This is a genomic window from Streptomyces sp. NPDC032721 (assembly GCF_055579625.1).
This window is the reverse complement of the sequence record NZ_JBVIMX010000018.1, coordinates 103,138-127,930: the sequence shown is the minus strand read 5'-3', so window position 1 is coordinate 127,930 and position 24,793 is coordinate 103,138. Positions and strand designations below refer to the sequence as shown.

The window sequence follows — 24,793 nt, the reverse complement described above, 5'->3', positions numbered from 1 at the left end:
GGGATCCACCGCTCAACATTCCCGCCGCAGTACGGAAAGCCACTGCCGCGCTCCCGCCACGATCACCTCAAGGGCTTCGTCCTGGCCGATCTCCGCCCGCTTGGGGACCGCGAACCCGTGATCCCCGTGCGGCACTACCACCAGCTGGAAGCCCCCGTCGGCGAGGAACTCGGCGGGCCGCCCGAAGGGATCGTTCCCCCCTTGTACGACGAGGGTGGGCACGCCCGCCCCGCTCAGCTCGTCAATCCGTGACTTCTCGGGCTTCCCCGGCGGGTGCAGCGGAAAACTCAGTGCGAGTACGCCGACGGCGCCGAGCTCTTTCGCGGTACGGCAGGCCACGCGGGCGCCGGCGCTGCGTCCGCCGGCGACGACGGGCAGCCCGCTCCCGGCAAGCTCAGGCCACACGCCCCGCCACCCCACGTCCAGGGTCTTGGGCGCCGACGCCACCTTCTTCCCAGCCACTCGCCAGGGCTGCTCCACCAGTGCGACGCGAACGCCGTCGGCGCTCAGCCCCGCGGCCAGCGCCTGCAGATCCCGGGCGTCGACGCCGCCCCCGGCCCCGTGCCCAAGGGCGAGCACGCCCCACGGGTCAGCGGCCTCGTACCAATGCACCCGGGCGACCCCGCTGCCGGTCTCCACACTCACCACTCGCGTCATACGCCCATCCTGCCGCCCCACCGACACGGGAGCCCGCTGCGCGGGGCCGTTCCCGTACGAGCGAGTGGGTGGGTGGGCAGGTGGCGGGCCCGGCCACGGCCGGTGGTCAAAGTGCGGGTGGGTTCTTGGCTGGCCGCGCAGTTCCCCGCGCCCCTGAAGTACTCGTAGTCAACGCGCGCCGGAAACTGTGCGGCGCTGGGCACGAGTACCTGGGGGCGCGGGGAACTGCGCGAGCAACCCACCCCCACCCGCACATCCGCACCCCTGGCCCCGCGGAGCGGTTTAGGTGAAGGGGCGGGGTTGGGGCATCGCCCGCCGCAGGCGCGACACCGCCCCACCAGCCAGCGCCACGCGGCGCCAGCCGCAATCCAGCACAGCTGAAACACCCCCCACCCCTCAGAACAACGTCCCGACCTCCGGCCCCTCCAACTCCCCCACCAGCTCCGGCCCGTTGTTCCGGACATTGCTGACCGCCGTCCCCACCGGATACGCCCGCACCAGCCCCGCCCCCGGCGGCACCAGCAGCCCCCGTGCCTCCTCCACGTCCGTGACCGAGGGGTCCAGCCAGGCCGCCCACCTGTCCGGCGTCAGCAGCAGCGGCATCCGGGGGTGGATCTCCGCGAGCGAGGAAGGCCCGCCCTCCCCCGCCGGTCCCCCGGCCAGCGGTGTCGTCTCCGCCTCCGTCGTGATGACCGAGCACGTCACCCACCACGCCAGCTCGTGCTCGTCCGGCAGGGTCCGGTCCCGCCAGAACTCGTAGATCCCGGCCATGGCCATCACCTCGCCCCCCGCGGGCGTGACGAAGTACGGCTGCTTGCGGGGGCGCTTCTTCTTGCCCTCGACCTCCAGGCCCCGCTCCTCGGCCCCCGTCACCCACTCGTAATAGCCGTCCGCGGGCACGATGCACCGCCGCGTCGCGAACGCCCGCCGGAACGACGGCTTCTCGTGCACCGTCTCGGCCCGCGCGTTGATCATCCGCGCCGCGCCCTCGGGTGACTTCGCCCACGACGGGACCAGCCCCCACCTCAGCATCCGCAGCTGACGAACCGGACGCGGGTCTTCTGCGTCCTTCACAGGACGCTCCAGAATCACCGGCACGGATTTCGTCGGTGCCACGTTCCAGTCCGGCACGAAGGTCTCCGCCGGATCCCACTTCTCCACCTCGAAGAGCCCGGCGAGGTCTTCGGCCCCCCGGCTCACCGCAAACCGTCCACACATACTTGTCACACTGCCACGCCCGTAGAGCCTTCAAGGAGCCGCCCGCAAAATGGACACCCTCAACACCGGCGCCTCCGACATCGGCTCGCTCTGGGACCGTCTCACCGGCACCCAGCCCGACCCCGAGACCTGGCTGCTGTACGCGACCGCCGCGCTCGCGCTCCTCGTCGTCGTGCCGCACCCGGTCTGGCGGCTGTCCCGCAACGCGATCACCATCGCCCACGAGGGCGGCCACGGTCTGATCGCGCTGCTCACCGGCCGCACCCTCACCGGCATCAGGCTGCACTCCGACACCAGCGGCCTCACCGTCAGCCGGGGCAAGCCCACCGGCATCGGCATGATCCTCACCGCCGCCGCCGGTTACACGGCCCCGCCGCTGCTCGGGCTCGGCGGTGCGTGGCTGCTGGCGGCGGACCACATCACGCTGTTCCTGTGGCTGGCCACGGCCCTGCTGCTCGCGATGCTGGTGATGATCCGCAATGCGTACGGAGTGCTGACCGTGCTCCTCACGGGCGCCGCGTTCGTCCTGGTGTCCTGGCTGACGAGCCCCGACGTCCAGGCCGCCTTCGCGTACACGGTCGTCTGGTTCCTGCTGCTCGGCGGGGTGCGCCCGGCCTTCGAGCTCCAGTCGAAGCGGCGGCACGGCGGCGCCCCGGACTCCGACGCGGACCAGCTGGCACGCCTCACGCACGTACCGCCGCTGATGTGGCTGCTGATGTTCCACGTCGTCTCGCTGTGCGCACTGCTCGGCGGCGGCCGCTGGCTGCTGGGCCTCTGACGGGACCCGCCACATTCGATCAAGATCCGGCCCCCTGAAGAGCCATTAAAGTGAGGGTCATGACCGAAAGCGCCGTGCACCCTGCCCTCTGGCCCGCCCCTCACGCGACCGGGGCCGTCGACGCGACGGTCACCGTGCCCGGCTCGAAGTCGGTCACCAACCGTGCGCTCGTGCTCGCCGCACTGGCCGCCGAGCCTGGCTGGCTGCGCCGCCCGCTGCGCTCGCGCGACTCCCTGCTGATGGTCCAGGCGCTGCGCGCGATGGGCGTCGGCATCGAGGAGGGCGTGGGCCCGGACGGCACCGGCGAGGCCTGGCGCATCATCCCCTCCGGACTCCAGGGCCCGGCCACGGTCGACGTCGGCAACGCCGGTACGGTCATGCGCTTCCTGCCCCCCGTCGCCGCCCTCGCCGACGGCCCGATCCGCTTCGACGGCGACCCGCGTTCCTACGAGCGCCCGCTCGGCGCCGTCATCACGGCGCTGCGCAACCTCGGTGCCCGTATCGACGACGACAACCGGGGCGCGCTGCCCCTGACCGTCTTCGGCGGCGGCGCCCTGACCGGCGGCCGGGTCGAGATCGACGCGTCGTCCTCGTCGCAGTTCGTGAGCGCGCTGCTGCTGTCCGCCCCGCGCTTCAACCAGGGCGTGGAAGTACGTCACACGGGTCCCACGCTCCCCTCCATGCCCCACATCCGGATGACCGTCGACATGCTGCGCAGCATCGGCGCCCAGGTCGACACCCCCGAGTCCGGGGGCGAGCCGAACGTCTGGCGGGTCACCCCCGGCGCCCTCCTCGGCCGCGACCTCACCGTCGAGCCGGACCTCTCCAACGCGCAGCCGTTCCTGGCCGCCGCCCTGATCACCGGCGGCCGGGTCACCATCCCCGACTGGCCCGAGCACACCACCCAGCCCGGTGACGCGCTCCGCGAGATCTTCACCGCGATGGGCGGCTCCTGCGAGCTGACCGAGCGCGGTCTGACCTTCACCGGTACGGGCACGGTCCACGGCATCGACTGGGACCTGAGCGAGGTCGGCGAGCTGACCCCGGGCATCGCCGCCGTCGCCGCCCTGGCCGACTCCCCGTCCACCCTGCGCGGCGTCGCCCACCTGCGGCTGCACGAGACGGACCGGCTGGCCGCGCTCACCAAGGAGATCAACGGGCTCGGCGGCGACGTCACCGAGACCGCCGACGGGCTGCACATCCGCCCGCGCCCGCTGCACGGCGGCACCTTCCACACGTACGACGACCACCGCATGGCGACCGCGGGATCGATCATCGGCCTGGCCGTCGACGGCGTACAGATCGAGAACGTGGGGACGACGGCCAAGACACTGCCGGACTTCCCCCGGATGTGGTCCGACATGCTCGCGGGCAACTGACGAGCCGGGCGAGCCGACGATGCGCCGCTACGGAAAGAACCCCGACGAGGACGACATCCGCGTCCGTCCCAACCGCAAGGGCAACCGCCCCCGCACCCACATCCGCCCCAAGCACGAGGACGCCCAGGAGGGCATGGTCCTCACCGTGGACCGGGGGCGGCTGACCTGCCTCGTCGAGGACCGGCACGTCGTCGCGATGAAGGCCCGCGAACTGGGCCGCAAGGCCGCGGTCGTGGGCGACAAGGTGATGATCGTCGGAGATCTGTCGGGCGCCAAGGACACCCTCGCCCGCATCGTCCGCATCGAGCCGCGCGCCTCGGTGCTGCGGCGCACCGCCGACGACGACGACCCCTTCGAGCGGGTCGTCGTCGCCAACGCCGACCAGCTCGCCATCGTGACCGCGCTCGCCGATCCGGAGCCGCGCCCCCGGATGATCGACCGCTGTCTCGTCGCAGCGTACGACGGGGGTCTGACACCGCTGCTGGTCCTCACCAAGTCCGACCTGGCCCCCGCCGACGAACTGCTGGAGATGTACGTCCCGCTGGGCGTGCCGTACATCGTCACCAGCCGCGAGGAGCTGGAGAACGGGTTGGCGGGCGAGGTCGTCCGCGAGCACCTCGACGGCAAGATCACCGCCTTCGTCGGCCACTCCGGCGTCGGCAAGACCACCCTGGTCAACACCCTCGTCCCCGAGGAGCAGCGGCGTACGACGGGCCACGTCAACGCGGTCACCGGGCGCGGCAGGCACACCACCACCTCCGCCCTCGCGCTCCCCCTGGCGGGCGAGTCCGGCTGGGTGATCGACACCCCGGGCGTACGGTCCTTCGGCCTGCACCACGTGGACCCCTCGCGTGTCATCCAGGCCTTCCCCGACCTGGAACCGGGTACGGAGGAATGCCCGCGCGGCTGTACGCACGACGAGAACGCGCCGGAGTGCGCCCTCGACAAGTGGGTCGCGGACGGGCACGCGGACCCGGCCCGGCTGTACTCGTTGCGCCGGCTGCTCGCCACCCGAGAACGACGCGAGGGCGACTGAACCGAACGCGTTTGCTCCGGCGTCTCCTTGGTAAAGGCATACTCACACCAGCGAGACGAAGCAGTCACCGATGCGGGCTGACCCGGGAGGCATTCAATGGCGTGGCTGCTAGTGGTGGTGGCGGGGATCCTGGAAACCGGCTTCGCCGTCTGCCTCAAGCTCTCCCACGGCTTCACCAGACTCTGGCCGACGATCGCCTTCGCCGCCTTCGCCCTGGGCAGTTTCGGCCTGCTGACCCTGTCGCTGAAGAAGCTGGACGTGGGTCCCGCGTACGCGGTCTGGACGGGGATCGGCGCGGCGGGCACCGCCATCTACGGAATGATCTTCCTGGACGACGTGGTCTCCACCCTGAAGCTGGTCTCGATCTCGCTGGTGATCATCGGCGTAATCGGCCTCCAGCTCTCGGGCTCCTCACACTAGAAGCGCCCTGACCGTCCGGGCTCCCCTCCCAGAGTTCCGCCTGCCCCGCCCAAGCCGTCGCCTAGACCCCCGCCTTCCCCCCGAGCACCCCCCGCAGGAACTCCCCCGCGCTGCCCTCCCGGCCCGCCGCCACCACCCACGACACGGCCACCCGCACCACCACCTCGACCGGCCAGTCCCCCTCGATCGCCGCCTCCACGCGCTCCCGCACCTGCCCCACCACGTCCCCCGCCCCGGGCACCCCCCGGTCGGCCCGCCGCTGGGCCGTCCCGGCCCCCGGCGCCGAAGTGCCCCGCGCGGCCCGCCCGGAGGGCAGCCGGTCCGGCCAGCAGCCGGTCAGCAGCGCCCGTACCAGTGGATTGGCCCTGGCCGCCCGTACGATCCACTCGGCGACCCCCACCAGCCGGTCCGTTTCCGCCCCGGTCCGTTCCGCGAGCACCCGGTCGACGCCCGCGAAGAAACCGTCCGCCTCCCGCCGCACCAGCGCCCGCGCAAGACCGTCCTTGCTGCCGAACTCGTTGTAGAGGGTCTGCCGGGACACTCCGGCGGCGGCCGCCACGTCGACCATCCGCACCGCGGACCACGCCCGCACCGCGAGCGCCGTGTAGGCGGCGTCCAGCAGGGCTTCCCGGGCAGTGGGCATGGCGGCACCTCCCGCCTGTCAGCGTTGACGTCCCGTCACTCACTGTCAAGGGTGCCGACCGCGCCGTCCGGCCGCCGCCGCCCGGTCCCGTATGGCCGCCGCCCGATCACGCTCGATACTGTTGCGCCCATGCCCGACTATCACGATGACCTGCGCCTCGCCCACGTCCTCGCCGACGGCGCCGACGCCCAGACCATGGAGCGGTTCAAGGCCCTGGACCTCAAGGTCGAGACGAAGCCGGACATGACCCCGGTGACCGAGGCCGACAAGGCCGCCGAGGAGCTGATCCGCGGCCAGCTCAAGCGCGCCCGCCCGCGCGACGCGATCCTCGGCGAGGAGTACGGCCTGGAGGGCACGGGCCCGCGCCGCTGGGTGGTCGACCCCATCGACGGTACGAAGAACTACGTGCGCGGCGTCCCGGTCTGGGCCACGCTGATCTCCCTCATGGAGGCGGGCGAGGGCGGCTACCGTCCGGTCGTCGGCGTGGTCTCGGCCCCCGCCCTGGGCCGCCGCTGGTGGGCCGCGAAGGGCGCGGGCGCGTTCACCGGCCGCAGCCTGACCTCCGCGAGCCGCATCCACGTCTCCGAGGTCCCGAAGATCGCCGACTCGTCCTTCGCCTACTCCTCGCTGTCCGGCTGGGAGGAGCAGGGCCGTCTCGACGGGTTCCTGGACCTGACGCGGGCCTGCTGGCGGACCCGTGGCTACGGCGATTTCTGGCCGTACATGATGGTCGCGGAGGGCTCGGTGGACATCTGCGCGGAGCCCGAGCTGTCCCTCTGGGACATGGCGGCCAACGCGATCATCGTCGAGGAGGCCGGCGGCAGTTTCACCAGCCTGGACGGCGTCCCCGGGGTCGACGGCGGCAACGCGGCGGCCTCCAACGGCCTGCTCCACAACGAGCTGCTCGGCTACCTCAACCAGCGCTACTGAGCTTCTTGAGGGGCGTGTTCCGTCCTTTTGCGCGCCCCTCAACTTGCCTCTGCCTCCCCCTTGTTGACCTCTCGCCGGCCTGCCACTCTAAAAGTTCACCCACTTGTGAACTTGTGAATCGTTTCCCGTACGGAACCCCCGCCCGGGACTGCGCAGTTCACACCCTGGAGGTGGCTCAAGTCCATGCTCGTACGCGATGCCATGAGCACGATGGTCCTCACCATCGGCCCCGCCCACACCCTCCGCCAGGCCGCCCGGCTGATGTCCGCCCGTCATGTCGGGGCAGCCATCGTCCTCGACACCGACACCAGCGGACTCGGCATCCTGACCGAACGCGATCTGCTCGTCTCACTCGGCGCGGGCCAGGACCCCGACCTGGAGACCGCGGGCGCCCACACCACCACCGACGTCGTCTTCGCCTCCCCCGCCTGGACACTGGAGGACGCCGCCGACGCCATGTCGCACGGCGGCTTCCGCCATCTGATCGTGCTCGACGAACAGGGCGAGGCGATCGGCGTCGTCTCGGTCCGCGACATCATCAGGTGCTGGGCCCCGAGCCACCGCCACCCGGCACGCATGGCGGGCTGACCGGCACCCCGCACGCTCGTCACCGTACGAAAAGGCCGGTGGGCCGGGCCCCGCGAGGGAACCCGGCCCACCGGCCGACGTACGTGCTTCTCCTGCCGCCTGCTACTTGGCGCGCAGGGCCTGGACCGCGGCGTCGAGGCGCTTGCCGAAGTCGCCGTCCGCCTGGCGGAAGTTGTTCACGGCGCGCTCGGCGATGTCGTCGCGCGAGACGCCCGAGATGAAGCCGGCCAGGTTGTCGATCAGGCGGCCCTTCTCGTCCTCGGACATCAGGCGGTAGAGGTTGCCCGCCTGGACGAAGTCGTCGTCCTCGGCGTGGCTCGGCGCCACGTGGTTGCCCGTCGCGCCACTCACCTCGGTCGGCTGCCACAGCGGCCTGTCCGTCTGGAAGGGACCGCCGAAGCTGTTCGGCTCGTAGTTCTTGGCGCCGTTGTGGCGGCCGTCGTACAGGTAACCGTCACGGGAGTTGGTGCGCGCCTCGGTGGCGTGCGGGCGGTTCACCGGCAGGTGGTCGGCGTTGATGCCGACGCGGTAGCGGTGGGCGTCGCCGTACGCGAAGAGACGGCCCTGGAGCATCTTGTCCGGGGACGGGCCGATGCCCGGCACGAAGTGCGCGGGGCTGAAGATCGACTGCTCGACCTCGGCGAAGATGTTCTGCGGGTTGCGGTTGAGCTCCAGCTTGCCGATCTCGATCGGCGGGTAGTCCTCGTGCGGCCACACCTTGGTGAGGTCGAACGGGTTGAAGCGGTACGTCGCCGCGTCGGCCGCGGGCATGATCTGCACCTGCACCGTCCAGGACGGGAACTCGCCGCGCTCGATGGCCTCGCGCAGGTCGCGCTGGTGGCTGTCGGGGTCCATGCCGGAGAGCTGGTTGGCCTCTTCGGTGGTGAGGTTCTTGATGCCCTGGTCGGTCTTGAAGTGGTACTTGACCCAGAAGACCTCGCCGGCCTCGTTGTTCCACTGGTACGTGTGCGAGCCGTAGCCGTTCATGTGGCGCAGCGTCGCCGGGATGCCGCGGTCGCCGAAGAGCCAGGTCACCTGGTGGGTGGACTCGGGGCTCAGGCCCCAGAAGTCCCACACGTTGTCGGCTTCCTGCGAGCCCGTGTAGGGGTCGCGCTTCTGCGTGTGGATGAAGTCCGGGAACTTGATGGCGTCCTTGATGAAGAACACGGGGGTGTTGTTGCCGACGAGGTCGTAGTTCCCCTCCTCCGTGTAGAACTTCAGCGCGAAGCCGCGCGGGTCACGGACGGCGTCGGCGGAGCCCAGGTTGCCGGCGACGGTCGAGAAGCGCAGGAAGGTCTCGGTCTGCTTGCCGACCTCGGAGAGGAACTTGGCGCGCGTCCACTGCGAGACGTCGCGGGTCAGCGTGAAGGTGCCGTACGCACCGGCGCCGCGTGCGTGCACGACGCGCTCCGGGATGCGCTCGCGGTTGAAGTGCGCGAGCTTTTCGAGGAGCGCCTGGTCCTGGACGAGAACCGGCCCGCCGATGCCCGCCGTCTCGCTGTTCTGGTTGTCGGCGACCGGTGCGCCGGCCTCGGTGGTGAGCGGTCCCTGCGACGTCACGTGCGCCTCCTGCGTCATGGCTGGACTGTCCTGTCCCTTGGCTTATCGCTGTTACCGATCCTACAATGGACATTGTCTAAGTCAAGCGAGCATCCAACTTCACATCCGTTCGGGACTAAGGTCCCTCCCCTGTTAGGCTGGAAGACATGAGCGACCTACTGGAACGACTGCGCGGACGCGGCTGGCGCATGACCGCACAACGCCGTGTCGTGGCCGAGGTGCTCGACGGGGACCACATGCACCTGACCGCCGACGAGGTGCACGCGCGTGCCGTCGACCGGCTCCCGGAGATCTCGCGCGCCACGGTGTACAACACGCTCGGCGAGATGGTCACCCTCGGCGAGGTCATCGAGGTCTCGACCGACCGCCGCGCCAAGCGCTACGACCCGAACGCGCACCGCCCGCACCAGCACCTGGTGTGCGCCCGCTGCGGCGCCATCCGTGACGTGCACCCGGCCGGCAACCCGCTGAGCGACCTCCCGGACACGGAGCGCTTCGGCTTCACCATCTCCGACGTCGAGGTCACGTACCGGGGAATCTGCCCCAACTGCGCGTAGCACCACCACCGGCCGGGCGGCCCCGCTGCCCGGCCGTGGCTTACTCCCTTATGTGCGAGTACGCGAAAAAACCTGAGGCCCGGAACTCTTTCGAGTTCCGGGCCTCAGGCCTACTGCTACTTCTTCAGTAGCGGGGACAGGATTTGAACCTGCGACCTCTGGGTTATGAGCCCAGCGAGCTACCGAGCTGCTCCACCCCGCGTCGGTAGACCCAAGCCTACGCGCCACCCCCGACCAGCGCAAATCGCTTGGGCCACCCGCCCCGCTAGGCCGTCAGCTCCTGCCGCAGCGCGTCCCGCAGCCTGGCCGCCCGCTCCGCCACCTCGGCCGGTCCCAGCTCCACGGCGCGCCCGCACCACCGCTCGCCCTCGCCGAGCTCGCCGCGCCGCGCCGCGAGCAGCGCCAGCCGCAGCGCGGCCCGGCCGTGCCCGGCGTGCGCCGCCCGGGTCCACCACAGCTGCGCCTCGGGCTCGCGGCCCTCGCGCGCCAGCAGCAGCCCCAGGTTGAAGGCCCCGCCCAGACTGCCCGCCTCGGCGGCCTCGCGGTACCAGCGCGCGGCGCCCGCCGTGTCGCCCCGTCCGGCGGCCAGCATGCCGACCCGGACCTGGGCCCGGCGGTGCCCCTGCTCGGCGGCCCGCTCGTACCACTCCTCGCACTCGGACTTCTCGTCGACCGGCTCCCCGAGTACGGGCGGTCCGGGCGGCGGCTGCCGCGAGTCGAGCAGCATGCCGAGGCGGAAGGCGCCCTCGGCGCTGCCCCCGCCAGCGGCCCGCCGCAGATGGGCCTCGGCGTCGCCCTCGTCGCCGTCGCGCAGCAGCGCGATGCCGACCTGGAGGGCCGCTTCGGTGTGCCCGGCGGCGGCTGCCCGCTCGTACCACTCCAGCGCGCCCTGCTCGTCGCCCCGGCCCGCGTGGAGGATGCCGAGGTTGAAGGCCGCGTCCACGCTGCCCGCCTCGGCCGCCTTGGAGAACCACGGCTCGGCGCCGGACGCGTCGCCGCCCTGGAGCAGCAGGATGGCCAGCGCGTTGGCGGCCTCCCGGTGTCCGGCGTACGCGGCCCTGCGGTACCACTGTTCGGCCTGGGCGGTACGGCCCTGGGCGGCGCAGAGCAGCCCGAGGTTGTACGCCCCGTTGATGTCACCGGCGTCCAGCGCGGCCCGGTACCAGCGCTCGGCGGTCTGCTGCTCGCCGCGCGCCGCGTGCTGGGCGCCGAGCGCGTTGGCGGCGTTACCGTCGCCCTCCTGGGCGGCGCGCAGCCACCACACGGCGGCGCTCTCCTCGTCGCCGGCGTCGCGCAGCAGGAAGCCGAGCGCGCAGGCCGCGCGCGGTTCGCCGTCCTTGGCGGAGGTCAGGTACCAGCGGCCGGCCTCCTTGAGCTCGCCGCGCGCCTCCAGGATCACGCCGAGGTGCAGGGCGGCCCTGCGGTGGCCACGGGCGGCGGCCTGCCGGTACCACTGCTCGGCCTCCAGCTCCGGCGGCTTCTCGCCGGTGGCGACGGAGGCGGGGCGCAGCATGCGGGGGTCGGTGTCCCAGGTGATGCCCCGGCGGCTGGCCACGTCGGCGGCGGCCCCGCCGCCGGTGGGGGTGCCGGCCCGGCGGTCCAGGAGCCTGGCGAGGCGGTACGCGGCCTCGCGGTGGCCCTGTTCGGCGGCGCCGCGCAGCCAGCGCTCGGCGCCGACGTCGCCCCGGTGTTCGAGGAGGTCGGCGAGGGCGTACGCGCCCAGGGCGTGGCCGTGCTCGGCGGACTGGCGCAGCCAGTACTCGGCGGCGGGCTCGTCGCCGCGCTCGCGGTAGTGGCGGCCCAGCGCGTGGGCGGCGGCCGCGGACCCGGCGACGGCGGCGACGCGCCACCATCCGGCGGCCTCCTCCGCGTACCCGCGCTGGTGCAGCAGGACCCCGAGGTTGTTGGCGGCGGCCCGGTCGCCCTCGGCGGTGGCGGCACGGAGGAAGGGTTCGGCGCCGTCGAGGTCGCCGCGGCGCAGCAGCAGGGAGCCCAGGACGCTCATGGACTCGGCGTCGCCCTCTTCGGCGGCGTGCCGGTGGCGTGCCTCGTCCTCCGCCGTGGCGGAGTCGGTACCGTCGTCGGCCCGCCTCAGTTCTGCCCGGACCGCTTCGACGTCTCCTGTCTCAACCTGCCCTGTCTCCAACAGAGTTGCCCTGTCCCCCATAGTTTTCATCGTCGCACCACCCGCAACCCCGGTACACCTGGTATACCGCAGCCATTGAGGTCACTTCAGCGTTTTGTCGACATGCCCACAGGGCGACAAGTCAAACACATTCGGTGCCCGGACATACGACGAGGGCCCGGATCCTCAATGGATCCGGGCCCTCGTCTTCAGTAGCGGGGACAGGATTTGAACCTGCGACCTCTGGGTTATGAGCCCAGCGAGCTACCGAGCTGCTCCACCCCGCGTCGTTGTTGTGCAACCGTACCACGACGCGGGGTGGAGCCTTTTCGCACTACCGCTCCGACCTGCTGCTACTCGCTCTTCGCGGGGTCCTTCGGGTCCGCCGGAGCCTTCGGGTCCTGCTTGGCCGGCGGGGCCTTCTGGGCGTCCGCCGCGTCCTGCAGTGCCTTCTGCAGCTTCTCCTGGGCCTTGCCGTAGGCCGCCCAGTCCTGCTTCGCGAGCGCCTTCTCGCCCTCGTCGTACGCCGCCTGGGCGTCCGCGATGGCCTTCTGGAGCGCCGCGGAGCCGGTGGCCGGCGGCTTGGCGGGATCGCCCTTGTCCGGTGGCGGCGTCTCCGCACCCTTGTCCCCGAAGACGGCGTTGAGCGCCTCCGCCAGGGAGTTCTTGAAGACGGTCTCCTTGCCGTACGACACGGCGACCTTCTTCAGCAGCGGGTACTGGGCGTTGTTGCCCTGGGCGTACACCGGCTCGACGTACAGGAACCCGTCGTTGAGCGGGATCGTCAGCAGGTTGCCGTACTCGATGTCCGAGTTGGCGCCCTTGGTGTTGCGGACGAACTCCGTCACGTCGGGGTTGGTGCTCAGCCGGTTCTGCACCTGCTGCGGCCCCAGTACGTCCCCTGTCACCCTCAGCAGCCTTATCGTGCCGTAGCCCTTGCTCGCGGCATCGGCGTCGACCGCCATGAACCCCCCGAGGTTGGGGCGTCCGTTGGGGGTGAAGGTCGTGGTCAGGGAGAACTTCTGCGCCGTGTCCCCGGGCATCTTCAGGCTCAGGTAGTACGGCGGGACGGCCTTCTTGGCGTCGGTCGTCGGGTCCTCCGGGACCTGCCAGGCGTCGGAGCCCGCGTAGAAGGTGGCGGGGTCCTGGACGTGGTAGCGGGTCAGCAGCTCGCGCTGGACCTTGAACATGTCCTGCGGGTAGCGCAGGTGCGCCATCAGCTGGGACGGGATCTCGCTCTTGGCCTTGACCGTGTCCGGGAACGCGTTCTTCCAGGTCTTGAGGACCGGGTCCTTCTCGTCCCACTCGTACAGCTTGACCGAGCCGTCGTACGCGTCGACGGTGGCCTTGACCGAGTTGCGGATGTAGTTGACCTGGTTCTGCTGGGCGACCACGGCGCGCTGGTTGTTGGTCAGCGAGTCCGTCGTGGTGTCCCCGAGCGTCGTGCGCGACGCGTACGGGTAGCCGTTGGTCGTGGTGTAGGCGTCGACGATCCACTGGATGCGGTCACCGATGATCGCCGGGTAGGCGTCGCCGTCGATGGTCAGCCAGGGGGCGACCGCCTCGACGCGCTGCTTGGGCGTGCGGTTGTAGAGGATCCGCGAGCCCTCGCCGATGGCGCCGGAGTACAGGATCTGCGGCTCGCTGAAGGAGACGGCGTACGCCGCCCGGTTCAGCGGGTTGGACAGATTGACTCCGCTGTCGCCCTTGTAGCTGGTGTTCTTGGTGGGCTCGCCGTTCTTCTCGTAGTCGAGCTCCTGCTGCGGACCGCCGACGATCGAGTACTGCTCGGTCTTCTCGCCGTAGTAGATCCGCTGCTCGTACTTGCCGAGGTTGCCCGCGGACGGCAGACCGGACTCGGTGAAGTCCGGGCCGCCCTCGTTGCTGGCGTTGACCGAGGTGCCCTTGGCCGCGACCACACCGTAACCGTGGGTGTAGGTGAAGTGGTCGTTGATCCAGTTGCGCTTCGGGATGCCCTTGAGGTCCAGCTCGCGCAGGCCGATGACGGTGTCCTGGCCGTTGTACCGGTCCACGTCGAGGGTCTGCGGGAACTGGTAGTACTTCCGCTCCTGCTGGAGCTGGCGGAAGGTGGGCGAGACGACGTTGGGGTCGAGGAGGCGGTAGCTGGCCGCCGTGTCGGCGTCCTTGCGCAGCTGGGCGTTGTCGCCGCCCTCGTTCGTGCCCTTGTAGTCGGTGACCTTGGCGCCGTCGATGTCGTACGCCTGGCGCGTCGCCTCGATGTTCTTCTCGATGTACGGCGCTTCCTTGGCCTGCTCGTTCGGCTGGACCTGGAACTTCTGCACGATCGCCGGGTAGAGCCCGCCGATCAGGATCGCCGAGAGCACCATCAGACCGAAGCCGATCACCGGCAGCTGCCAGGTGCGGCGCCACAGCGTCGCGAAGAACAGCACGGCGCAGATGACGGCGATGCAGAACAGGATCGTCTTCGCCGGGAGGTAGGCGTTGGCGTCGACGTACCTCAGGCCCGTCCAGTTGCCGGTGGCCTTGAAGTCACTGGACTTCACCGCCAGTCCGTACCGGTCGAGCCAGTACGCGACGGCCTTCAGCGCGACGAAGATGCCGAGCAGCACCGAGAGGTGGCCGGTGGCCGCGGCGGTCGCGCGCGCGCCGGGGCTGGTCAGCCGCAGCCCGCCGTACAGGTAGTGCACCAGGGCGGCGGCGACCAGGGAGATCACCGCGGCGGCGAACCCGAAGCCGAGCAGGAAGCGGTACCACGGCAGGTCGAAGGCGTAGAACGACACGTCCAGGTCGAACTGCGGGTCCTTCTGCCCGAACGGCACCCCGTTGACCGACAGCAGCCAGGTGCGCCACTGACCGGAGGCGGAAGCACCTGCGATCAGCCCGACGAGGGCGGTGATCGCGATCAGCACCCACTTCTTGAACGGCGCCAGACCCATGCGGTAGCGGTCGAGGCTCTGCTGCTCCATCGACATCGCGCTGAGCGGCGGCCGCAGCCGGTGCGCCAGCCAGATGTTGACGCCGACGGCCGCTGCCATCAGCAGACCGAAGACGACGAACAGTCCGATCTTGGTCCACAGGGTGGTGGTGAAGACGGACGAATACTTGACCGATCGATACCAGAGCCAGTCCGTCCAGAACCCGGCGAACATGACGAACGCCATGGCCAGCACGGCCAGGACGCCCAGTGTCATGAGCAGGGTCCGGGCGCGCCGGGAGGGCCGGCCCACTCTGATCCGTGGCCCGGTCGGGCCTCCGCCGCGGTCCGGCATCTGGAAAGCCAACGTGCGCACCTCGAAGTTCGCTGTGTTGTTTGCGGTGAAAATGCGGTGTAAAGCGCTGTGTTACTGGGTGGAGCCGGCCCCGCGATCGTAAGGGCCGTACCTATGCAACTTACTGAAGCTTTACTCAGTTCCCGCTTTGGGGGCCGAAGGAGGCAGGATATTCACCATGTCCAACTCCTCCCCCTCAGACCACACCCCTCCAATGCCCTCTCCGGGTACGCCGATGGCGGCGAGTCCGCTCACCCGGGCCGTCCTGGAGATCGACGAGTACGCCTCGGGCCTCGGCTGGGACAAGCCCGCCCGGCTGTTCGCCCTGGTCGACACGGCGAAGCTGCGCAAGCAGGAGCCGAGGCTGGCCTCCCAGCTCGGCATCGACGCGGCGAGTGCCGCCGGGTTCACCCCGATCGAGCAGGAGGAGATTCCGCGCGGCAAGGCGCTGGACCAGTTCCTCGGCACGGTCGCCTGGCCCGCCTCGGTGGCCGGCTGCGCGCTGACGGTGGAGCGGCTGATGCTGCCGCCGTCCGCCGAGGCGTCGGTGCCCGAGGGCATGAAGGGTGCGCAGCTGACCAAGTGGGTCGCCGCGCACCCGGACCGGCAGGAAGTGCGGATGACCGTCGCGGTGCTGCGGGGCGGGGCGCGCGAGTCGGCGATCCGGCTGCGCGAGAAGGACTCGCCGAACGAGGTGCTGACGGGTCCGGACCTGGTGCCCGGGCTGGCCGAGGCACTGGCCGCGACCTTCGAGTCGTAACCCTGCGGGGGTCGTCCTGGTCGCCCCGGCCGTCACTCCGGGGGCCGGGGCCGCGCGGTCAGCCTGTCGTGCACTTCGGCAGGCCGGCCGTCGATCCCTTGCTGATGCCGTCCATCGACTTGATCGCGTCGTCGATGGTGTTGACCTTGACGAGGGTGAGTCCGTCGGGGACGTCGGCGGCGGCGGTGGCGCAGTTCTCGGCGGGCGTCAGGAAGTACTCGGCGCCCGCGTTGCGCGCGGCGACCAGTTTCATCTGGATGCCGCCGATCGGGCCGACCTTGCCCTTCTCGTCGATCGTGCCCGTACCGGCGACGAACTTGCCGCCCGTCATGTTGCCCTCGGTCAGCTTGTCGACGATGCCGAGCGAGAACATCAGGCCCGCGCTCGGGCCGCCCACGTCCGCCAGCTTGATGTCGATGGTGAACGGGAAGGTGTGGTCGGTCCCGGCCTGGATGCCGACGATCGCCCGGCCGTTGTCCCCGGCCTTCTTCGTCTCGACCACGACCTTCTCGGTGGTCGTGGGCTCCTTGTGCACCTTCTCGGCGGCGGCCGCGTCCGCGGCGGGGACGACGGTGAAGACGACCTTCTGGCCGGGCTTGCGCTGGGTCACCAGCTTGGCGACGTCGCCCGGCTCCCCGACCTTCTTGCCGTCGACCTCCTTGATGACGTCACCGGCGTGCAGCTTGCCCTCGGCGGGGCTGTCCTTGACGACGCTCGCCACGACCACGCGCGTGGCGACGGGGATGTCCAGCGCCTTGAGGGCCGCGACCTTCGCGCTCTCCTGGGACTGGCTGAACTCCTCGGCGTTCTCCTGGGTGGACTGTTCCTCGGTCTTGCCGTCCGGGTAGAGCGTGTCGTGCGGGACGACGACGCTGTCGTGCGCCAGCCAGCCGGCGACGGCCTCGACGAGGTTCATGGAGTAGTCGGCGCCGGTGACGCGGACCGTCGTCATGTTGAGGTGACCGGTCGTCGGGTACGTCTTGTGGCCGGAGATCTGCAGAACCGGTTCACCACTGGCGTCGCCGAGGGTGTTCACCGTCGGGCCCGGGGACATCTCCGAGTAGGGCACTTTGAACAGGACGCCCGCGCAGAGAAGCGCGATCAGGACGAGGGTGGAGGCGAGCATCGTCGCAGTGCGGCGTGGCATGGAACGACAGTACGGGACGGGTCCGCACGTGCACCGCTGGGGCCGGTCCGTACGGGGACCGAGGGCTCTGCCGTACGGATCGGAGCGTGCCGCGCGCTCTTCGAAGGACCGTCGGACGGCGCCGGAATCGTCAGGCGGCGTCGGATCCGGAATGCGACTTCTGCATGGCTTCGCGGAACTTCTCGTAACCCGCGAGTTCGGCGACATCGCCGGTGGTGCGATTGCGGGCGGCCCAACTACCCCATATCGCGGCTCCGACGGCAGCGAAAAGCGGAATCAACAACCAGGCAAGTGCAGCCATTCTGACCTCCCGACCCAGTGAGCGACCGCTGAACAATCCCGGAACGATCGCAGCCAGCCGATCAGCAGATTAACCATCGGCTGCTTCAACGCTCGTGCCAGGGGTCGGGTTACGCAAATCGGTGCGGATGACGGCAGGGGTGTTTGGGCGCCGGCTAGGCGCCGACCCACTCCTGCGCACCGTCCGAAAAGGTCTGGTGCTTCCAGATGGGCACCTCGTGCTTGAGGTCGTCGATCAGCATCCGGGCGGCGTCGAAGGCCTCCGCGCGGTGCGGGCAGGAGACGGCCACCACGACCGCCAGGTCCCCCACCGCGAGATCACCCACCCGGTGGACCGCCGCCAGTGCGCGCACCGGGTACTTCGCCACGACCCTGTCGGCGACGCGGCGCATCTCCGCCTCCGCGCTGGGGTGGCAGGAGTAGCCCAGGGCGTCGACGTCGGCGCCGCCGTCGTGGTTGCGCACGGTGCCGACGAACAGGGCCGTGCCGCCCGCCGCGTCGTCGCCCGCGGCCCGGAACACCTCGTCGAGGGAGAGCGGGGTGTCGCGGATCGCGAGCAGCCTGATCGGGTCCTGCGCCGCCTGCTCGCCCGGGTGGGCGGACGGGTCGCTGGACGCGGGGGTGCTGGAGGTGCCTGCCATGCGCCCATGGTGCCGTACCGGACCGACAACGCGGAATAGAGGTTTCCACCGTCACGCGCGCGTGACGGCTGGAGCCTCCTACAGACAGCCCCCGGACAGACGGCCCCCTTCCCGGAGTCCGGCTCAGATACGGCGGCGTGCCTTGCGGGCGCGGCGTACCAGCGCGGCCGTGCCCAGCAGGGCGACCGTCGCACCGGCGGCACCGGCGGCGGTGGCGTCCTTGCGGCCGAGGCGGCGGCCCGCGAGGGTGTGCCGTCCCGCGACCTCCTCCAGGAGCTGGGCGAGCACCTCCTCGTTGGTCCACTGCGGGCGCCAGCCCGCGTCGTGCAGCCGCGAGACGCTGACCACCCAGGGGTGCATGGTGTACGCGAGGTCGCCCGCCGGGGACGGGGTGAGGCCGATGCGGTGCAGCCGGGCGGCGGCGCCGAGCGCGACGGCTGAGGGCAGTTCCATCCTGCGGATGCCGCTGAGCTCCTCGACCTCCTCCTGCTCCAGCCAGCCGTCGCAGCCGACCGCGAGCTCGCCCTCGACCTTCTCCAGGACCGCGTACTCCAGTGCGCTGACCAGGTCCTCGACGTGGCAGAACTGCCAGGTGGGGCGGGATCCGGCGGCGACCAGGAGGCGGGGCGACTCGAAGTAGCGGGTCAGCGCCGTGTCCGTACCGCCGACCAGGACGGCGGGGCGGACGACGGTGACGTTGAGGCCGGGGTGGGCGCGCGGGGCGCGGCGGCCCAGGCGCTCGACCTCCAGCAGGTCGCCGACGCCGGTGGCCTCGGCGGTGGCGCGCAGCTCGGCGTCCTCGGAGAGCGGGATGTCGTTGTCCGGCAGGGCGCCGTAGACCATGGCGGAGGTGCACAGCACGACCCGGTGCACCCCGGCCGCCGCGGCGGCCGTGAGGACGGTCTGGGTGCCGCGCACGTTGTACGCCGTACGGGCGGCGGGGTCCGTCTCCAGGTCGAGGTCGAGCGCGAGGTGGACCACGACGTCGGCGCCGCGCAGTTTCTCGGCGATCGCCGGGTCGCGGACGTCGAGGATGTGCCACTGCACCTCGGCGCTCTCGCCGCGCCGCTCGTCGATCGCGACGACCTGCTTGATCTCGTCGGAGGCGGCCAGCCGGGCGGTCAGCAGGGCGCCGACACCGGATGCGGCACCGGTGACCGCGACGACCGGGCCGCGGGTGGCGGGGGTTGAGCGGTTTCGCGCTGCGCGAACCTTTGAATCTGTTGCTCGAACCTTGGGATCTGGGGAACTCACCGGGCGTCTCCAGCGGTTGTCTTCAGTACGTACGCGAGTTGGCGCGTACGGACCAGGTGGCGTCCATCCTGCCGCAGGCCTTGGGTCGGCGGAGCACCGAGACCGGAATCCGGTTGTGGTGTCTACGCTGGGTGGTGATGTCGGGCAGCCGCCGTCGGCACGAGCCGGCGGCCCTACGAGCCGAGGAAACCCGTGAGTGACACCCCATTCGGATTCGGCCTTCCGCCGGAGGAGCCGGAGGACGGCGACGGCAAGAAGAAGGACCCTGCCGGTGGTGGGCAGGGTTCCGGTGATCCGCAGAACCCCTTCGGGTTCGGCGGACTGCCCGGCATGGGCGGGATGGGCGGTGACAATCCCTTCGCCGCGATGTTCGGCTCCATGAACCCGAACGACCTGGGCGCCGCCTTCCAGCAGCTCGGCCAGATGCTGAGCTACGAGGGCGGTCCCGTGAACTGGGACATGGCCAAGGACATCGCCCGGCAGACCGTCGCGCAGGGCACCTCCGACGGCACCAAGGACGCCAGTGTGAGCCCCGGCGAGCGCTCGGCGGTCGAGGAGGCCGTGCGCCTCGCCGACCACTGGCTGGACGGGGTGACGTCGCTGCCCTCGGGTGCGACCACCGCCGTGGCGTGGAGCCGGGCCGAGTGGGTCGAGGCGACGCTGCCCGCGTGGAAGCAGCTCGTGGACCCGGTCGCGGAGCGGGTCGGCGCGGCCATGGGTGACGTACTGCCCGAGGAGATGCAGGCCATGGCGGGCCCGCTGATCGGCATGATGCGGTCCATGGGCGGCGCCATGTTCGGCCAGCAGATCGGTCAGGCCATCGGCGTACTGGCGGGCGAGGTGACCGGGTCGACGGACATCGGTCTGCCGCTGGGCCCGGCGGGCAAGGCCGCGCTGCTGCCGCTGAACGTGGAGGCGTTCGGCAAGGACCTGGGCGTCGAGGCGAACGAGATCCGGCTGTACCTGGCCCTGCGCGAGGCCGCCCACCAGCGGCTCTTCGCCCACGTGCCGTGGCTGCGCTCGCACCTGTTCGGTGCGGTCGAGGGCTATGCGCGCGGGATCACCGTGGACACCTCGAAGCTGGAGGAGGCGGTCGGCGGGCTCGACCCGTCCAACCCCGAGCAGCTTCAGGAGGCGCTCCAGCAGGGCATGTTCCAGCCGGAGGACACCCCCGCGCAGAAGGCCGCCCTGGCCCGTCTGGAGACGGCGCTCGCGCTGGTCGAGGGCTGGGTGGACGCGGTTGTGCACGAGGCCGCCAAGCCGCGTCTGACGTCCGCCGACGCGCTGCGCGAGACGCTGCGCAGGCGGCGGGCGTCCGGCGGTCCCGCCGAGCAGACCTTCGCGACGCTGGTGGGCATGCAGCTGCGTCCGCGCCGGCTGCGGGACGCGGCCCGGCTGTGGGCCTCGCTCACGGACGCGCGGGGCCACGAGGGCCGGGACGGGCTGTGGGAGCACCCGGACATGCTGCCGACGGCCGCCGACCTGGACGACCCGGACGGGTTCGTGCACCGCGAGCAGATGGACTTCTCCGAGCTGGACAAGATGCTCGGCGAGGCGGCGGGCGGGTCCCCGGACGCCGGTCCCGACCTGAAGAAGAAGGACGACGACGGCGACGAGGGCGCCAAGTGACGCTGCACGACGACGCGGTCCTCGTACTCAAGGGGTACGAGGACCAGGACGAGCTGCGCCAGCAGTATCTGGACCACCTCGCGGCGCACCCGGACGGGATGTGGAAGGCGTGCCACGCCGGACACCTCACGGCCAGTGCGCTGGTGGTGGACCCGGAGCACGGGCGGGTCCTGCTGACGTTGCACAAGAAGCTGAAGATGTGGCTCCAGATGGGCGGGCACTGCGAGAGCGGTGACGCGACCCTGGCGGACGCCGCACTGCGGGAGGCCACCGAGGAGTCCGGCATCGCCGGGCTGACGCTGCTCCCGGTCGGTCCGGTCCGGCTGGACCGGCACCCGATCCCGGCGCCGTGCCACTGGCACCTGGACGTGCAGTACGCGGCGCTCGCCCCGGCCGGAGCGGTCGAGGCGATCAGCGACGAGTCCGACGACCTGCGCTGGTTCGCCTACGACGAGGTCCCGTCCGTCGCCGACGAGTCGGTCGTCCGGCTGGTGGAGCGGGTGCGGGCGGCGCTGTAGCCGATGTCGCATGGGTAAGGGGTGGCCTCCTGGAGGCCACCCCTTACCCATGTGCTGCTGGTGCTAGTTCCAGGCATTGCCCTGGTTCTGCCCGTGGGCGCCCTGCTGGCCCACGCCGTACTGGGCGGCCATGCCCTGGCCGATCACCGCGTTCTGCGGCGGCATGACCTCGCTGGGCTGGACCAGGACGATGCCCTGGCCGAGGAAGCTGAGTTCCCAGCCCTCACCGGTGTTGCCGCGCCTGCGGCGTACTCCCGAGGAGTGCGTCTGGGACTGCATCTGCACCCGCAGCGACGCCGACCAGGCGACCACCGCGTCCGCGTCGCAGCTGATGTACCGGTCGGGCGTGACCTGCATCATCAGCGGCTGGCCCGAGGTCATCAGGGCGACCTTGCCCCGGCCCGAGATGCTCATCTGGTACTTGCCGGAGCCGGAGATCCCGTACTGGCTGTCCACCGCGACGACCTCGGTGTGCAGTGCGGAGTCGAGCGCCAGGACGTAGCTGCTGTCCACGGTGAGGCCGTCCTGGTCGACGTCCACGACGTGGATGTACTGCGCGAGGTTGGCGAGGAAGACGGTGCCCTGCCCGGAGCAGCGCATCAGGTCCAGGCCCTCGCCGGTGTTGGCGCGGGCGCGCTGCTGCTGCTGGGAGACGTACTCGCCGTCGAACTCCATCAGGCCCTGGTAGGCGACCATGCTGCCCTTGCGGGCGAGCACGTCGTCGTGGCCGGTCAGGGCGACCCGCAGGAGCTGCGGGTTCTGCGCGGTGTAGCGCTCGGCGGACTGCTGTTCCGTGTAGCCGAAAAGCGGGCTCTGCATGATGTTCCGTATCCCCCTCAGTGCCTGATCCGCAGGCGGTCCGAGCTGTCCTCGCTCGGCTGGACGACGACCATTCCCTCGCCCGAGAACGCCATCTGGTACGCCTCGCCGCTGCCCCGGCCGATCAGCGAGGACGCCTTGAAGCTGCGCTTGCCCTTGACCTTGAGGTTCGGGGACCAGGCGACCAGGGCGTCCGGGTCGACGTACGTCTCGTCCTCGCCGCGCCCGCAGTCCACGACGATCGGGGTGCCGCGCGAGGTGAGCGCGATCCAGCCGGTGCCGGTGACCTTGACGTTCCACAGTCCCTGGCCGGCGAACTTGGCCAGGCCCTTGACCCGTTCCACGCCCCACTGGAGGGAGGCGTCGAAGGCGAGGAGGTTGGTGCCGTTGACGGAGAGGGAGTCGTTGTTCAGGTTGATGACCACGACGTCCGCGCCGTAGTCGGCGAGGTAGAGCAGTCCGTCGCCGGAGCACTTCATGACGGGTGCGCCCTCGCCGGTGATCCACTGCGAGGCGATCTGGCGCACGGCAGGCGGGTTGGGCTCGTACTGCACGAAGCCCTCGTAGGCGACCATCGAGCCGGTGCGCGCGTAGAGGTCCTGGCCGGTGACCATGGCGACCTTGACCATGGAACGGCCGTGGTTCTCCATGCGGGCGGCGACGGGTGTCGGGGCGAAGCCCGCGAGTTGCTGGTTCATTTCTTCGGGCTCCCTCAGACCTCGTACGGCTGGACGACGATGAAGTTCCCGGGCGCTCCCCGGAACTGGAGGTTCACGGTCTCTCCGCTGTGGCCGGGGAACGCCTGGCGGCGCAGCCTGACCTGGCTGGAGATGATCACCTGGGACGCGGCCGACCAGGCGACGATGGCGTTGCTGTCGGCGAACGTGGTGGGGGTGACCGGCAGGACGACCGGGGTGCCCTGGGTCTTCACGACGACGGTTCCGGTGCCGTGGAACATCATCGTGAAGAGCGCGCCGCCGGGGATGCCGTGGCCCTCGATGCGGCGGACCTCGTGCTGGAGGGTCTCGTCGAACGCGAGGACGTTCTCGGCGGAGACGCAGATTCCGTCGCCCTGGAGCTCGATGGGGTGCAGGTGGGAGGCGTTCTCCGCGAAGAAGACCTGGCCCTGGCCCGTGCAGCGCATCAACTGCATTTCCTGGCCGGTGGCGTTGCCGACCATACGGCCCGCGAAACCGGCGCCCTTGTAGCTGAAGTCGACCTTGCCCTGGTACATCACCATGCTGCCCTGGCGGGCGAGGACGGGTGTGCCGTTGTTGCCGAGGTCGACCCGCATGAGCTGGCCGTTCTGCGGGGTCCAGCGCTGGCCGGTGGGCAGCTCGCGGTACTTCTGCAGGGCTGCCTGGAGGCCGGGGGCGGCGGGCTGGGGTGCGATGCCGCCTGCCTGGGGCATGCCGGGGGCCTGCTGGCCGTAGGGCTGCTGGCCCTGTGGGGGCATGCCCTGCGGGGGCATGCCCTGTGGGGGCTGCTGGCCGTACGGCTGCTGGGACTGGGCCTGCGGCTGTCCGTACGGGGCGGGGGCGGCCGGGGCATGGCCGGCCGGGGCCTGGCCCGCCGGGGGGTAGCCGTACTGGCCGCCCTGGCTCTGCCCGGGTGCCTGGCCCGGGACCTGGCCGAACTGCTGGGGCGGCTGGGGTGCCTGCGGGGCGTGCGGGGCGTGCGGGGCGTGCGGCGGCTGTCCGTACGGCTGCTGCCCCTGTGGGGGCTGGCCCTGCGGGTGCAGGGGGGCCGTGATGGTCTGCGCGGCGTGTATCGGCGCGGCGGCGGGTGCCGGGGCCTGCGGGGCGGGTGCCTGGGGTGCCGGGGCCTGGGGTGCGGGTGCCGGGGGTACGGGCTGCTGGGCCGGGGCTCCGAAGGACGGGGCGGGCTGCTGTTGCGGCACTCCGCCCTGTGCGGGCGGGGCGAATCCGGGGGCGGCGCCCTGCTGCGGGGCCGGGGCCGCGGGCTGCTCCTCCTCGGCGACCTCGCCGCCGAAGTTCTTCAACAGCGCTTCGAGACCGCCGTCGAAACCCTGCCCGACGGCGGCGAAACGCCACACGTCCTTGAGGTAGAAGTCGCCGAGCATCACCGCGCGCTCGGTGGTGAACTCCGAGCCGTTGAAGGAGTACCGGGCGACTTCCTCGCCGCCCGCGACGATCCGGACGTACCCGGGACCGGCCTGCGACATCTGGCCCGCGCCGTCGATCGTCGCGGTGAAGGACAGCTTCTGGATGTGCTGCGGGATGCGGTCGAGGGTGACGCGGAACGACTCTGTGTCACCGGCCTGCGCACCCAGGAGCTGGATCGACTCCTCGGGCGACTTGGGCTGGTTGAAGAAGATGAAATACCGGTCGTCGGTCAGCTGCTCGTTGGCGTCGAGGCCGAAACAGCTGATGTCGAAGGTCAGCCCGGGACCGCCGATCTGCACACCTACGTACAGATCCGTCCCCGCTGTGAGGTCACTGATCTTGGCCTTGTGGCCGCGCTGGAAGTCCCTGGCCATACGTAACGACCGTCCCCCGTCCCGAATGTGGATACGTCGCGCCAGGCTAACCGCTATCTCCGACAGTGGGCCAAGCCGGTACA

General features: G+C 70.8%; 23 protein-coding genes and 2 tRNA genes. 10 read left to right on the top strand and 15 right to left on the bottom strand.

Annotated features, from left to right (window positions below; genetic code table 11):
- Positions 1 to 12: 12 nt before the first annotated feature.
- Both ACZ5PB_RS32180 and ACZ5PB_RS32175 read right to left on the bottom strand, forming a co-directional pair.
- Positions 13 to 657, bottom strand: a complete 645-nt coding sequence (locus ACZ5PB_RS32180; protein ID WP_468696035.1) for an alpha/beta hydrolase family protein — start codon at positions 655 to 657, stop codon at positions 13 to 15.
- A gap of 396 nt (positions 658 to 1,053) precedes the next feature.
- A complete protein-coding gene (locus tag ACZ5PB_RS32175; protein WP_468696033.1) occupies positions 1,054 to 1,875 on the bottom strand; it encodes an SOS response-associated peptidase in 822 nt (273 codons plus the stop codon).
- Positions 1,876 to 1,924: 49 nt separating this feature from the next.
- On the opposite strand from ACZ5PB_RS32175, the gene ACZ5PB_RS32170 reads away from it, so the two are divergent.
- The 4 genes from ACZ5PB_RS32170 to ACZ5PB_RS32155 all read left to right on the top strand — a co-directional run bounded on the left by ACZ5PB_RS32170 (position 1,925) and on the right by ACZ5PB_RS32155 (position 5,488).
- Positions 1,925 to 2,653 carry a M50 family metallopeptidase gene (locus tag ACZ5PB_RS32170; RefSeq protein WP_468696032.1) on the top strand — a complete coding sequence of 243 codons (729 nt, stop codon included), beginning with the start codon at positions 1,925 to 1,927 and terminating at the stop codon, positions 2,651 to 2,653.
- A 59-nt stretch (positions 2,654 to 2,712) separates the two neighbouring features.
- On the top strand, positions 2,713 to 4,032 hold the full coding sequence (gene aroA / locus ACZ5PB_RS32165; RefSeq protein ID WP_468696031.1) for a 3-phosphoshikimate 1-carboxyvinyltransferase: 1,320 nt from the start codon (positions 2,713 to 2,715) through the stop codon (positions 4,030 to 4,032).
- Positions 4,033 to 4,051: 19 nt separating this feature from the next.
- Complete coding sequence (gene rsgA / locus ACZ5PB_RS32160; protein WP_468696030.1) at positions 4,052 to 5,068, top strand: ribosome small subunit-dependent GTPase A; 1,017 nt, start codon at positions 4,052 to 4,054, stop codon at positions 5,066 to 5,068.
- Positions 5,069 to 5,164: 96 nt separating this feature from the next.
- Positions 5,165 to 5,488 carry a DMT family transporter gene (locus ACZ5PB_RS32155; protein ID WP_389244129.1) on the top strand — a complete coding sequence of 108 codons (324 nt, stop codon included), beginning with the start codon at positions 5,165 to 5,167 and terminating at the stop codon, positions 5,486 to 5,488.
- Positions 5,489 to 5,549: 61 nt separating this feature from the next.
- On the opposite strand, the gene ACZ5PB_RS32150 is transcribed toward ACZ5PB_RS32155, so the two are convergent.
- Positions 5,550 to 6,131, bottom strand: a complete 582-nt coding sequence (locus ACZ5PB_RS32150; RefSeq protein ID WP_468696028.1) for a TetR/AcrR family transcriptional regulator — start codon at positions 6,129 to 6,131, stop codon at positions 5,550 to 5,552.
- A 129-nt stretch (positions 6,132 to 6,260) separates the two neighbouring features.
- Between ACZ5PB_RS32150 and hisN the strand changes: the two genes are divergently transcribed.
- Together hisN and ACZ5PB_RS32140 are read left to right on the top strand one after the other, a co-directional pair.
- On the top strand, positions 6,261 to 7,061 hold the full coding sequence (hisN, locus tag ACZ5PB_RS32145) for a histidinol-phosphatase (RefSeq protein ID WP_468696027.1): 801 nt from the start codon (positions 6,261 to 6,263) through the stop codon (positions 7,059 to 7,061).
- 183 nt (positions 7,062 to 7,244) lie between these two features.
- Complete coding sequence (locus ACZ5PB_RS32140; RefSeq protein WP_468696025.1) at positions 7,245 to 7,649, top strand: CBS domain-containing protein; 405 nt, start codon at positions 7,245 to 7,247, stop codon at positions 7,647 to 7,649.
- 102 nt (positions 7,650 to 7,751) lie between these two features.
- Here the strand turns inward: ACZ5PB_RS32140 and ACZ5PB_RS32135 are convergent, their stop codons facing one another.
- A complete protein-coding gene (locus ACZ5PB_RS32135) occupies positions 7,752 to 9,227 on the bottom strand; it encodes a catalase (protein WP_468696023.1) in 1,476 nt (491 codons plus the stop codon).
- Positions 9,228 to 9,355: 128 nt separating this feature from the next.
- Between ACZ5PB_RS32135 and ACZ5PB_RS32130 the strand changes: the two genes are divergently transcribed.
- The gene (locus ACZ5PB_RS32130) at positions 9,356 to 9,766 is read left to right on the top strand and encodes a Fur family transcriptional regulator (protein WP_468696021.1); all 411 of its coding nucleotides are present in this window, start codon (positions 9,356 to 9,358) and stop codon (positions 9,764 to 9,766) included.
- A 128-nt stretch (positions 9,767 to 9,894) separates the two neighbouring features.
- Here ACZ5PB_RS32130 and ACZ5PB_RS32125 read toward each other — a convergent pair.
- The 4 genes from ACZ5PB_RS32125 to ACZ5PB_RS32110 all read right to left on the bottom strand — a co-directional run bounded on the left by ACZ5PB_RS32125 (position 9,895) and on the right by ACZ5PB_RS32110 (position 15,142).
- Positions 9,895 to 9,968, bottom strand: a tRNA-Met gene (locus ACZ5PB_RS32125).
- 63 nt (positions 9,969 to 10,031) lie between these two features.
- Complete coding sequence (locus tag ACZ5PB_RS32120; protein ID WP_468696020.1) at positions 10,032 to 11,942, bottom strand: tetratricopeptide repeat protein; 1,911 nt, start codon at positions 11,940 to 11,942, stop codon at positions 10,032 to 10,034.
- 162 nt (positions 11,943 to 12,104) lie between these two features.
- Positions 12,105 to 12,178: transfer RNA gene (locus tag ACZ5PB_RS32115), tRNA-Met, on the bottom strand.
- Positions 12,179 to 12,244: 66 nt separating this feature from the next.
- Entirely contained in the window at positions 12,245 to 15,142 is a 2,898-nt protein-coding gene (locus ACZ5PB_RS32110; RefSeq protein ID WP_468696177.1) for a UPF0182 family membrane protein, read from the bottom strand.
- Between the two features lie 214 nt (positions 15,143 to 15,356).
- Here ACZ5PB_RS32110 and ACZ5PB_RS32105 point away from each other — a divergent pair, with 214 nt between their 5' ends.
- Positions 15,357 to 15,902, top strand: a complete 546-nt coding sequence (locus ACZ5PB_RS32105; RefSeq protein ID WP_468696018.1) for a PPA1309 family protein — start codon at positions 15,357 to 15,359, stop codon at positions 15,900 to 15,902.
- Positions 15,903 to 15,960: 58 nt separating this feature from the next.
- Here ACZ5PB_RS32105 and ACZ5PB_RS32100 read toward each other — a convergent pair whose 3' ends face one another.
- The 4 genes from ACZ5PB_RS32100 to ACZ5PB_RS32085 form a co-directional block, all read right to left on the bottom strand.
- Positions 15,961 to 17,049, bottom strand: a complete 1,089-nt coding sequence (locus ACZ5PB_RS32100; RefSeq protein WP_468696017.1) for a YlbL family protein — start codon at positions 17,047 to 17,049, stop codon at positions 15,961 to 15,963.
- Between the two features lie 130 nt (positions 17,050 to 17,179).
- Positions 17,180 to 17,350 carry a hypothetical protein gene (locus ACZ5PB_RS32095; RefSeq protein WP_389244109.1) on the bottom strand — a complete coding sequence of 57 codons (171 nt, stop codon included), beginning with the start codon at positions 17,348 to 17,350 and terminating at the stop codon, positions 17,180 to 17,182.
- A 154-nt stretch (positions 17,351 to 17,504) separates the two neighbouring features.
- Entirely contained in the window at positions 17,505 to 17,990 is a 486-nt protein-coding gene (locus tag ACZ5PB_RS32090; protein WP_468696014.1) for a molybdenum cofactor biosynthesis protein MoaE, read from the bottom strand.
- A 123-nt stretch (positions 17,991 to 18,113) separates the two neighbouring features.
- A complete protein-coding gene (locus ACZ5PB_RS32085) occupies positions 18,114 to 19,244 on the bottom strand; it encodes an SDR family oxidoreductase (protein WP_468696012.1) in 1,131 nt (376 codons plus the stop codon).
- A gap of 192 nt (positions 19,245 to 19,436) precedes the next feature.
- Between ACZ5PB_RS32085 and ACZ5PB_RS32080 the strand changes: the two genes are divergently transcribed.
- On the top strand, positions 19,437 to 20,873 hold the full coding sequence (locus ACZ5PB_RS32080; RefSeq protein ID WP_468696011.1) for a zinc-dependent metalloprotease: 1,437 nt from the start codon (positions 19,437 to 19,439) through the stop codon (positions 20,871 to 20,873).
- Positions 20,870 to 21,391: an NUDIX hydrolase gene (locus tag ACZ5PB_RS32075; protein ID WP_468696009.1), complete on the top strand. Its 522-nt coding sequence runs from the start codon at positions 20,870 to 20,872 to the stop codon at positions 21,389 to 21,391. The genes ACZ5PB_RS32080 and ACZ5PB_RS32075 overlap by 4 nt, the downstream gene beginning before the upstream one ends.
- Before the next feature lie 63 nt (positions 21,392 to 21,454).
- Here ACZ5PB_RS32075 and ACZ5PB_RS32070 read toward each other — a convergent pair whose 3' ends face one another.
- From ACZ5PB_RS32070 to ACZ5PB_RS32060, 3 genes are read right to left on the bottom strand one after another with little or no spacing between them, the layout of a single operon-like run.
- Entirely contained in the window at positions 21,455 to 22,210 is a 756-nt protein-coding gene (locus ACZ5PB_RS32070; RefSeq protein WP_468696008.1) for an AIM24 family protein, read from the bottom strand.
- A gap of 17 nt (positions 22,211 to 22,227) precedes the next feature.
- Positions 22,228 to 22,908: an AIM24 family protein gene (locus tag ACZ5PB_RS32065; protein WP_468696007.1), complete on the bottom strand. Its 681-nt coding sequence runs from the start codon at positions 22,906 to 22,908 to the stop codon at positions 22,228 to 22,230.
- A 14-nt stretch (positions 22,909 to 22,922) separates the two neighbouring features.
- A complete protein-coding gene (locus ACZ5PB_RS32060) occupies positions 22,923 to 24,710 on the bottom strand; it encodes a TerD family protein (protein WP_468696006.1) in 1,788 nt (595 codons plus the stop codon).
- Positions 24,711 to 24,793 lie beyond the last annotated feature (83 nt).

Coding starts and splice junctions, on each gene's coding strand:
- ACZ5PB_RS32065 (WP_468696007.1), bottom strand. CDS start 22,908: ATGAACCAGCAACTCGCGGGCTTCGCCCCGACACCCGTCGCCGCCCGC.
- ACZ5PB_RS32135 (WP_468696023.1), bottom strand. CDS start 9,227: ATGACGCAGGAGGCGCACGTGACGTCGCAGGGACCGCTCACCACCGAG.
- hisN (WP_468696027.1), top strand. CDS start 6,261: ATGCCCGACTATCACGATGACCTGCGCCTCGCCCACGTCCTCGCCGAC.
- rsgA (WP_468696030.1), top strand. CDS start 4,052: ATGCGCCGCTACGGAAAGAACCCCGACGAGGACGACATCCGCGTCCGT.
- ACZ5PB_RS32110 (WP_468696177.1), bottom strand. CDS start 15,142: ATGCCGGACCGCGGCGGAGGCCCGACCGGGCCACGGATCAGAGTGGGC.
- ACZ5PB_RS32180 (WP_468696035.1), bottom strand. CDS start 657: ATGACGCGAGTGGTGAGTGTGGAGACCGGCAGCGGGGTCGCCCGGGTG.
- ACZ5PB_RS32170 (WP_468696032.1), top strand. CDS start 1,925: ATGGACACCCTCAACACCGGCGCCTCCGACATCGGCTCGCTCTGGGAC.
- ACZ5PB_RS32140 (WP_468696025.1), top strand. CDS start 7,245: ATGCTCGTACGCGATGCCATGAGCACGATGGTCCTCACCATCGGCCCC.
- ACZ5PB_RS32175 (WP_468696033.1), bottom strand. CDS start 1,875: ATGTGTGGACGGTTTGCGGTGAGCCGGGGGGCCGAAGACCTCGCCGGG.
- ACZ5PB_RS32150 (WP_468696028.1), bottom strand. CDS start 6,131: ATGCCCACTGCCCGGGAAGCCCTGCTGGACGCCGCCTACACGGCGCTC.
- ACZ5PB_RS32090 (WP_468696014.1), bottom strand. CDS start 17,990: ATGGCAGGCACCTCCAGCACCCCCGCGTCCAGCGACCCGTCCGCCCAC.
- ACZ5PB_RS32105 (WP_468696018.1), top strand. CDS start 15,357: ATGCCCTCTCCGGGTACGCCGATGGCGGCGAGTCCGCTCACCCGGGCC.
- aroA (WP_468696031.1), top strand. CDS start 2,713: ATGACCGAAAGCGCCGTGCACCCTGCCCTCTGGCCCGCCCCTCACGCG.
- ACZ5PB_RS32130 (WP_468696021.1), top strand. CDS start 9,356: ATGAGCGACCTACTGGAACGACTGCGCGGACGCGGCTGGCGCATGACC.
- ACZ5PB_RS32095 (WP_389244109.1), bottom strand. CDS start 17,350: ATGGCTGCACTTGCCTGGTTGTTGATTCCGCTTTTCGCTGCCGTCGGA.
- ACZ5PB_RS32100 (WP_468696017.1), bottom strand. CDS start 17,049: ATGCCACGCCGCACTGCGACGATGCTCGCCTCCACCCTCGTCCTGATC.
- ACZ5PB_RS32120 (WP_468696020.1), bottom strand. CDS start 11,942: ATGAAAACTATGGGGGACAGGGCAACTCTGTTGGAGACAGGGCAGGTT.
- ACZ5PB_RS32070 (WP_468696008.1), bottom strand. CDS start 22,210: ATGCAGAGCCCGCTTTTCGGCTACACGGAACAGCAGTCCGCCGAGCGC.
- ACZ5PB_RS32155 (WP_389244129.1), top strand. CDS start 5,165: ATGGCGTGGCTGCTAGTGGTGGTGGCGGGGATCCTGGAAACCGGCTTC.
- ACZ5PB_RS32060 (WP_468696006.1), bottom strand. CDS start 24,710: ATGGCCAGGGACTTCCAGCGCGGCCACAAGGCCAAGATCAGTGACCTC.